The sequence below is a fragment of the Nocardia sp. 852002-20019_SCH5090214 genome (assembly GCF_001665865.1).
Classification (GTDB): domain Bacteria; phylum Actinomycetota; class Actinomycetes; order Mycobacteriales; family Mycobacteriaceae; genus Nocardia; species Nocardia nova.
The window spans coordinates 1-6,994 of record NZ_LZMK01000041.1 but is presented as its reverse complement, the minus strand read 5'-3'; the positions used below and the strand labels follow the sequence as shown (position 1 = coordinate 6,994).

At 66.8% G+C, this 6,994-nt stretch carries 6 protein-coding genes; 4 read left to right on the top strand and 2 right to left on the bottom strand.

Annotation, left to right across the window (positions count from 1 at the left end; genetic code table 11):
- The coding region (locus A5780_RS04695; protein WP_197521664.1) for a HEAT repeat domain-containing protein at nt 1-941 on the top strand (941 nt) is incomplete at its 5' end.
- 115 nt (nt 942-1,056) lie between these two features.
- A complete protein-coding gene (locus A5780_RS04690) occupies nt 1,057-2,277 on the top strand; it encodes an arylsulfotransferase family protein (protein WP_064907811.1) in 1,221 nt (406 codons plus the stop codon).
- Between the two features lie 40 nt (nt 2,278-2,317).
- Here A5780_RS04690 and A5780_RS04685 read toward each other — a convergent pair whose 3' ends face one another.
- Both A5780_RS04685 and A5780_RS04680 read right to left on the bottom strand, forming a co-directional pair.
- Entirely contained in the window at nt 2,318-2,641 is a 324-nt protein-coding gene (locus A5780_RS04685) for a type II toxin-antitoxin system HicB family antitoxin (protein WP_063010963.1), read from the bottom strand.
- Complete coding sequence (locus tag A5780_RS04680) at nt 2,635-2,886, bottom strand: toxin HicA (protein WP_063010961.1); 252 nt, start codon at nt 2,884-2,886, stop codon at nt 2,635-2,637. Before A5780_RS04680 ends, A5780_RS04685 begins: the two co-directional genes overlap by 7 nt.
- A 203-nt stretch (nt 2,887-3,089) precedes the next feature.
- Here A5780_RS04680 and A5780_RS04675 point away from each other — a divergent pair, with 203 nt between their 5' ends.
- Nucleotides 3,090-3,416 carry a type VII secretion target gene (locus A5780_RS04675; protein WP_064907810.1) on the top strand — a complete coding sequence of 109 codons (327 nt, stop codon included), beginning with the start codon at nt 3,090-3,092 and terminating at the stop codon, nt 3,414-3,416.
- Nucleotides 3,413-6,994 (top strand): DUF6531 domain-containing protein (locus A5780_RS04670; protein ID WP_197521663.1); only part of this gene is annotated, 3,582 nt, incomplete at its 3' end. The genes A5780_RS04675 and A5780_RS04670, both read left to right, overlap by 4 nt.

The window sequence follows — 6,994 nt, the reverse complement described above, 5'->3', positions numbered from 1 at the left end:
CAATCGCGGACGAAAAGACCACCGAGACAGGTATTTTCGATGCGATCGACCCGTACGACCCACAGTTCCCCGACGACTCCGCCGCACCCCGGATCGCGCTCCTGCTCGGGCTGGACAGTCCGGCGGCCGCCGAGCTGCGTGACTATCTGGACGACAGCGACCCCCGGGTGCGAGCCACCGCGCTCTCGGTGCTGACCGAGGGCACTCCGGACGGATTCGCCGATGCCCTGATCGCCGCGCTCGGCGACCACGACGCCGGCGTTCGCGCCGCTGCCGTCTCCGGCCTGCGCGAGCTGATCGAAATCCTGCCTCCCGCAGAACAATTGACCGCACACGCCGAATCGCCCGACCCGCTCGTGCGAGCCGCGGTGGTGGATCTGCTGCGCGCCCAGCGCCGCGGCTCGGCGGACCTGTTCGGCAAGGCCGTGGTGGACAGCGACCACCGCGTGCGCATCGAAGGTGTGCGCGCCCTGGTCTCCCTCGACGACTGGCCGGCCCTCACCGCCGCCGCGTTCGACGAGAACCGGGAGGTCCGGGTGGCCGTCGCCCGCGGCCTGGCCGAGGTCGGCGCCGGCGGCGCCGACACGATCCGTGCCCTGGTCGACGACCGAGATCCCCTGGTCCGCGCCGCCGCCCTCGCCGCCCTGGCGCGGCTCGGCGATTCGTCCGATGCGGCGATTCTGACCGCGGCGCTGAAGGATGCGGCCTGGCAGGTGCGCGAGGGCGGCGCCCGCGGCTGGGCCGGACTGGGCCCGCACGCCGCGTCCGAGGCGCTGGAATCCGCCTTGACCGACCCTCATCCGGACGTCCGCAAAGCCGCCGTCCTGACCCTCTCGCATTGGCCCGACCACGCGGCCGTCCGAACCGCCCTCCAGGTGGTACTCGCCGATACCGACGCCGACGTCCGCGCCTACGCCCGCCGCACCCTGGAGACCGCGTGAGGCGGAGGGCAGCGATTCGTCGCGTCGCGCGGGGACTCGGCCTGCCTTCACAGTTCCCTCAGAAAGCCGGTCTACGCTCTGCGCAATTATCGGTCGACTCAGCTGAAGGAAACTGATGGCCAGGATTGCCAGGAACCTTCGCCACGCCGCCACGCTGATCGCAGCATCGGTCGGGGTAGGCGCCGCATCCATCCCGTTCACCGCGCACGCGGCTCCGCTGCCGACTTTTCCGGTAGGCGCACCCGAATACACCGTGGATGTGAACACCCCGGCCGCGGCGCCCGGCTACATCTACTACAGCAACGGTGTCAGTGCGGCGGCGCTGGTTCCGGGGGCGGGTAAGGCGCTGTCGGCCGTTCCGGCTACCGCTCCGGCGAATATCGTGGTGGACAAGGCCGGGCATGAGGTCTGGCGCTACACGCCTCCCGCCGGACAGGACGTCTCGAACTTCCGCACCCAGACGTACCAGGGCAAACGGGTGCTGACGTGGTGGCAGGGCGGCACCGTCGGCGGGCACGGCTCGGGTGCCGACTACATCGCCGACGAACACGGCAACATCATCGAAACCCTCGATGCCGGTGGCGCTCCCAGCGATGTGCACGAATTCCGCCTGACTCCCGACGGCCGAGCGCTGATCACGTCGTACCAGGAGGTGGACGCCGATCTGTCCGCGATCGGCGGCCCGAAGAACGGCAAGATGTACGACACCGTCGCCACGGTGGTCGACGTGGCGAGCAAGCGAGTTCTGTTGCGCTGGAGCGCCGCCGAGCACGTCCCGCTCACCGACACCACCACCCCCGGCAAACTTCCCGGCAGCGACACCTACGACCCGTATCACATGAATTCGATCGCACTGGATCCCGACGGCGATCTGGTGATCTCGATGCGCGATACCTCCACCGTCTACGACGTCGACATCCACACCGGTGCGATCAAATGGCAACTCGGCGGCAGGCATTCGACTTTCGATCTCGGCCCCGGCGTCGAATTCGCATTCCAGCACGATGCGGAATTCGCCGACCCGAATACGCTGCGCCTGTTCAACAACAACTCCAGCGGCTTCGAGACACTGGGCGTGTCGAGTGTGCAGTGGATCCACCTGGACCTCGACAACCACCGAGCCACATTGGTGCGCAACCAAACCCACCCCGCCGGCCTGACCGCCTTCGCCATGGGCGACGCCCAGCCGCTCCCCAACGGCAACACCCTGGTGGGCTGGGGCATGGCACCGCATATTTCGGAATTCACCCCGACCGGCGACATGGTCTACGACGCCCGGTTGCCGCTGGGCACCTACCGAGCCTTCCCCGCCGACTGGGCACCGACCCCGAACTGAGGACGACATCGCCCCTCGGCGAGTCACTCCCGGCGAGCGGTCATGCGCTGGCGAGCTTCTCGTTCACCCATTTGTTGACACTGATCCCGCGCTCGGTGGCCTCGATGGTCAATCGCCGGTGCATGTCGGCGGATGTGCGAACCAGGAACTGGCCGCTGTACGTGCGATCGGCCAACGGCACCGGCACCGCCTCGCCGTTGGCCTCCAGGTCCGCTACAGCGAATTCCACCAGGTCAGCGATACCCCGCAGCGCATCGAGGGGATCGCCGTCCAGATGTGACAAAGACGGAAATTCGAGACATGTACCGGCCCACTCGCCGTCCTCGGGAGACCACATCACGCGGTACGAGTAGTGGTTCACCATGCCTCCTTCTTCGCGATCGCGGCCAGAACCTGCCTGACCTGGTACGACTTCGCCTGCGCGCCACCGGCCTGGATATTGACGCGGGGATCTCCCGGCCACGGCATCGAAAACACGTAGTGGCTTCCACGCTGTCGGTAACTACCGAAATGGTGCTCGCACACCGTGAGTAGATCGGCGAAACGAACATTGGATGGGTTGGCAGCCATCCTCTGGACCAGCTTGTCGATCTTCTCCTCGGTCGTCATATCGCGGACGATATCGCATATGATATCACTCGGTAGTCGACTTACGCATAGCGGCAAAGGCCGGCTGAATCGAAAGCCCCGTCTCGGTTCGTTATATTCGATCTGTGCGCCCTGCTCGACGGGGTTGCGCGGTTCGTACGAAGGGGGCGGGGTGGCGACGTGAACGCATCCGATAGCTACCACACACCGGGCGGGGCGGCCCGATGAGCAGTGGTCAGGTGCACGTCGATCCGGACAAAATCCGCACACATGCGAAAAATGTTCAGGGCGTGAGTGATTCACTGAACGTGGCGCTACAGGCCGGTCAGGCCGTCTCGGTGCCGACCGACGCCTTCGGGAAGTTGTGCTCGTTCCTGCCGCCGCTGTTCGTCGACACGGTCGAAGACGGCGGACTGCAGGCGATCAAGACCGCCGCCGACGCGTTGAACGCGGATGCGGGCACGCTCGGCCAGGTCGCGACCTCGCTGCAGAGCACCGATTCGACGAATGCGAGCGAGCTGGCTTCGGTGAAACCCGAGGCCACCTGGTGACGACGGAAGCCGACAACCCGCTGATCGCCCAGCGGGAGGATTCCACGAAGTCCTACACCGGCATCGGAATCGCCGAATCGGTTGCCGACGTGCACGATGCGATCTCCTCCGGATCGTGGGTCGACGGCGGCCTCGCCGTGCTCGGTGCCGGGATGGAGGCCGTGTCCTTGGCGGTCGATCCGATCGGCACGCTCGCCTCCTACGGCGTCGGTTTCCTGATGGAGCACGTGAAGCCGCTGCAGGAAGCGCTGGATTGGGTGGCCGGCGATCCGGATACGGTGCAGGCGTATGCCAAGACCTGGGAGAACGTCTCCACCCACATCAAGCAGGTCGCCGACGATCACAAGAAGTCCGTCGATCAGGACGTGGCCGACTGGGTCGGCAGCGCGGGGGACGCCTACCGAACCCATGCGGCCGAGACGAATTCGCTGCTGACCGCGGCATCGAATGCGGCTTCGGCGGCCTCGTCGGCGATCGCGATGGCCGGCGGCGTGGTGGCGTTCGTCCGCCAGACCGTGCGCGACCTCATCGCCCAGGCCGTGGGCCGGTTGGCCGCGTGGGCGGCCGAAGAGGTGTGCACGCTGGGCGTGGCCACCCCGTTGGTGGCCGCGCAGGCGACCACGTTCGTGGCGAAGGTACTGACCACGATCGCCAAACTGTTCCGCAAGCTCGCCTCGACCTTCAAGAAGCTCACGCCCCTGCTGCACAAGCTCGAGGGTGCGTGGGAAGACATCATGAAGGCACTGAAGCGCGGGCGCGGCGGCACGCATATCGACGGCGCGAAACCGCATACGAAAACCACTGCCGGCGATACGCATCCGAGCTCACACAAGCCGGACACGCCGAACGAACACGGCAAACCGCACGACGACGGCGCCGATACGCACAGCACCTCACACGACGGTTCCGGCGATCCGGACGACGGTTCGACCGGTAAACCCAGGAACGACCCGCATCAGCAAGCGGACAAGGATCAGGGCAGCGGCACTCATGCCGCGGAATCCGGACCGGAGAATTCTCGCACCGAGAAGCAGGTCACCGGATGTGGTGATCCGGTCGACGGGGCGACGGGTGAATTCCTGCTGCCGGAAACGGATCTCGAACTTCCCGGGGTGCTGCCGCTGGAGTTGCGGCGGCGCCATCGCTCCGACTACCGGTTCGGCCGCTGGTTCGGACCCTCGTGGTCGGCGACGCTGGATATCCGGATCGTGGTCGAGTCCGCGACTGTCACCTTCATCGGTGACGACGGCATCATGCTCGCCTACCCGCATTCCGAACCTGGCGATCCCGTCCTGCCGCTGAACGGTGAACTGCGCTGGCCCCTGGTGCGCACCGACACCGGCGGATATCGCGTCAGCGATCCGGATCGCGAGCTGAGCTGGTGTTTCGAGCCCGAGGCCACGCTCGAGGGACTCGACGTGCGATTGGGCAACTACGCGATCAGCGCGATCGTCGATCGGCACCACAACCTGATCCGATTCCACTACGACAGCGACGGGTCACCGATCGAGGTTTCGCATTCGGGTGGGTACCGGGTCCGGGTGGAGACCGAGGCGGGGCGGGTCACCGGGCTGGCGGTCGTCGGCCGCCAACACGCCGACAACGACGAAACCTCCACTCCGGTCCGGACTTTCATTTACGAAGCGGGCGCGCTGGTAGGTGTCACCAACGGGGTCGGCGCAACCACGACCTACACCTACGACACCGAGCAGCGGATGACGTCGTGGACCGATTCCAACGGCAACTCTCTCACCAACACGTACGATCCGGCGGGTCGCGTCGTCCGCCAGCGCGGCACCAACGGCACCCTCGTCGCCGATTTCGACTACTTCACCTACCCGGACGGCAGCGGGACCCGCACCACGGTCACCGATTCCACCGGCGCGGCCACTATCTACGACTTCGACCCGGACCACAAGCTTCGCGATGTGATCGACCCGCTCGGCGGACGGATCCACACCGACTACACCCCCGATCGCAAGCCGCTGCGCGTCATCGCGCCCAACGGGGGGATCACGTACTACACCTACACGCCCGACGGTGATCTGGCCAAAGTGGTTCGGCCCGACGAGAAGTCGATCACCATCGGCTACGCGGCACGCAACCGACCAACCGTTATCACCGACGCCGACGGTTCCACGCGGCAGCAGGAATGGGACGCGCACGGCAACGTGGCCGCCATCGTCGACGAAGCCGGACGCCGCACCGCATTCGACCATTCACCGAGCGGTGCGGTGACGTCGGTGATCGAATCGACCGGCGCGACAACGGTGTTCGACGTCGATGCCGCGGGCCTTCCGATAGCCGTCACCGACCCGTACGGCGCGGTCACCCGTATCGAACGCGACCACTTCGGGCGCCCGGTCGCCGTCACGGACGCACTCGGCGGTATCACTCGCCACGAATGGTCGCCCGAGGGCAAACCGCTGCGCCGCACCGACCCCGACGGCTGTTCCGAATCGTGGACATGGGACGGCGAAGGCAATCTTCTCACCCACACCGACCGCGCCGGCAACGTCACCTTCCACAAATACGGCGCCTTCGACCTGCTCGCCTACCGCACCGACCCCGATGGCACCAGCACCCTCTACACCTGGGACACCGAACGCCGCCTCACCACCGTCACCAACCCCCTCGGCGACTCCTGGACCTACAGCTACGACCGGGCCGGACGACTCGCCGGCGAAACCGACTACAACGGCGCCACCACAGCCTACGAACACAACCCGGACGGCACCCTTGCCGTCGTCACCACCCCCACCGGCGTCCGCCGCTACCACACCCACGACATCCTCGGCCGCCTCACACAGATCCGTTGTGACACCGGCGAATACCAGCTCTACACGCACGACGAGGTGGGGCGCCTCCGCACGGCGATCTCCGGCGTCGGCCACGACCGCACCCACACCCTCGAATTCGCCTACGACCCTGCGGGCAACCTCGCCTTCCAACGCGTCGACGACCACCCGCCGATGCGCTTCGAACACGACGAACACGGCCGCCGCACCTTCCGCCGCAGTCCCACCGGGGCTGTGACCGGCTGGGGTTACGACCCCGCCGGCCGCGTCACCTCCATGACCATCGACGGGCATCGGGCGACCTTCTCGCACGACGCGCTGGGCCGCCCGACCGGATGGTCCCTGGGAAATCTGGTTGTGGAGCAAACGCTTTCACCGGTGGGCCAGGTATTGAGCCGCCAGGTCGCGGCGCGGGCACCGCAGGTCCTCGGGTCGGCGGGACCTCCGATGTCTGATCAACGCCCGGGCGAGGCATCGTTTCCTGTACCTGGCCTCGGCGCACCTGCCGTCACCGATCACGGCCGCCTGATTCGCCGCGACGACTACACCTGGCGCCCCGACGGCTACCTCACCACCCAAACCACCCACCGCACCGGCACCGCACCCCAACACCGCACCTACACCCTCGACCCCGCCGGCCGAATCACCACAATCACCGACAACGGCCACCCCACAGAGCATTACAGCTACGACGCCCTCTCGAACATCACCAGCACCCTGCCACCGTCGACCGCTTCGCCGACCCCCACGAAGCCGCCGCCAGCCTCGTCCTACGCGACG

Excerpts from the sequence above, each read along its gene's own strand:
- A5780_RS04690 (WP_064907811.1), top strand. The coding sequence starts at position 1,057 with ATGGCCAGGATTGCCAGGAACCTTCGCCACGCCGCCACGCTGATCGCA.
- A5780_RS04685 (WP_063010963.1), bottom strand. The coding sequence starts at position 2,641 with ATGGTGAACCACTACTCGTACCGCGTGATGTGGTCTCCCGAGGACGGC.
- A5780_RS04680 (WP_063010961.1), bottom strand. The coding sequence starts at position 2,886 with ATGACGACCGAGGAGAAGATCGACAAGCTGGTCCAGAGGATGGCTGCC.
- A5780_RS04675 (WP_064907810.1), top strand. The coding sequence starts at position 3,090 with ATGAGCAGTGGTCAGGTGCACGTCGATCCGGACAAAATCCGCACACAT.